Genomic DNA, 1,705 nt, shown 5'->3' with positions numbered 1-1,705 from the left:
GGATACAGGCGCAGCAGGCGGATCCACATGAACTGCCGCAGGCTCATGTCCTGCTGGAGCCGATGTTCATAAGAGCGTGCTACCACAGCGCCACTGAGCAGGAAGAACAGGTCTACGGCGAGATAGCTTGAGAAAAACGGATTGTCGCCAAAGTAGGGCGTGGTATGCCTGAGCACCACGAGAATGGCTGCTATCCCGCGAAAGCCGTCGAGTGTGAGGAAATGGTCTTTATGCTGCATGTTCAGCCCATCTTTGACTAGTCAATGTGATTGAATTGGTGCGACGGCGGGTCGTTGGCCAAACCTGCTGGCAATTTGAGCGGCAGCAGGCTAGTAGTTCCCTGTTGAGCTTGGGTATTTTTTTGCGGAGAGTGGGAGGCGGGAGCGATGGCGTTACACAAAAACACAATTTGAAGTCTGCTGCCGTACGGCTGGGTTCGTTATCTGATGACCACGCCTCATGTGGTCACCGACGTTCATCCGCGCCGGGACAAATCGCCAAACAAGATCAGGAGCATAAGCATGAAATCCCTCGTATTGATGCCAGCGCTGGCCGCAGCCTTCGCCTTGAGCGGCTGCGTAGTCACGCCGCCGACCGTGCGGCCGGCCTATGTCGCACAGCCTACCTATGTTGCTCCACCGGGCGTGGTCTACGTGCAGCCGACCTATGCCTCGCCCGGTCCCGGCTGGGTGTGGGAATACCATTCCTACTATGGTTGGGGTTGGCATCATCCGCACTATGGCTGGCATCGCGGCTGGCATTGAGCCTGAGCCACTTGAAGCTTCAGCTCATCCATGTAAAAACAGCGGCCCAAGCCGCTGTTTTTCGTTTTATCGTTTTATCTCTTGTGCCAAGGTCGGCAGTGGTGTTCATCGTTGCCTGAGTTCCAGCGTCAGATGATGCAGCTCACCCAGTCCGGCCAGCTTGTGGCGCAACTGTCCTTCGGTCACTGCCGTGGACGCACTCACGCTGACGATGGCCGCCCGTGCCGAAGGGCCGATGCGCCAGACGTGCAAGTCATCGATCTGCACCTCTTGACTTGCGAGTGCCTGCTCGATGCGGGCTGCGACCTGGGCATCGGTCACATCCAGCAACACCCCCGCACTGGTACGCAGCAAACTGTATGACCAGCGCGCAATGACCACCGCGCCGACCACGCCCATCAAGGGGTCCAGCCAAGTCCAGCCGAGGTAGAGCCCGGCCAGCAGGGCGGCGATGGCCAGCACCGAGGTGAGGGCGTCGGCGACCACGTGCAGATAGGCCGAACGCAGGTTGTTGTCGTGGCCTGCATGGTGGTGATCCTGATGGTGCGTATGTTCGTGTTCGTCATGCGCATGATGCCCATGAGCATGATGTTCGTGATGTCCATGATGATGGCCATGGTCATGATGTCCCTCCATCAGCAGCAAGGCACTGGCGATGTTGACGATCAATCCGACCACGGCAATCGGAATGGCTTCGCCGAAGTTGACCGTGTCAGGACTGGCCAGGCGCCACAGGGATTCGCCGCCGATGCCCACGGCGATCACCGCCAGCACCAGGGCCGAGGCAAAACCGGCCAGGTCGCCCACCTTTGCGGTGCCGAAGCTGAAGCGGCTGTCATGGGCGTGGCGACGAGCGAAGACGTAGGCGCCGGCGGCGATGGCCAGTGCTCCGGTATGGGTGGGCATGTGGAAGCCATCGGCCAGCAGGCCCATGGAGCCGG

3 protein-coding genes are annotated in these 1,705 nt (G+C 59.9%); 1 reads left to right on the top strand and 2 read right to left on the bottom strand.

Annotated features, from left to right (window positions below):
* Positions 1 to 239: acyltransferase family protein (locus I5W_RS25625; RefSeq protein WP_044531373.1), on the bottom strand; the 239-nt coding region annotated here is incomplete at its 3' end.
* Between the two features lie 282 nt (positions 240 to 521).
* Between I5W_RS25625 and I5W_RS25620 the strand changes: the two genes are divergently transcribed.
* A complete protein-coding gene (locus I5W_RS25620; RefSeq protein ID WP_017450912.1) occupies positions 522 to 764 on the top strand; it encodes a hypothetical protein in 243 nt (80 codons plus the stop codon).
* 105 nt (positions 765 to 869) lie between these two features.
* Here I5W_RS25620 and dmeF read toward each other — a convergent pair.
* Positions 870 to 1,705: CDF family Co(II)/Ni(II) efflux transporter DmeF (dmeF, locus tag I5W_RS25615; RefSeq protein ID WP_044531372.1), on the bottom strand; the 836-nt coding region annotated here is incomplete at its 5' end.

Source organism: Herbaspirillum sp. B65 (genome assembly GCF_000333555.1).
GTDB classification, from domain to species: Bacteria; Pseudomonadota; Gammaproteobacteria; order Burkholderiales; family Burkholderiaceae_D; genus Herbaspirillum; species Herbaspirillum rubrisubalbicans.
The sequence above is the reverse complement of the archived record's forward strand: the minus strand, read 5'-3'. Positions and strand labels throughout refer to the sequence as shown.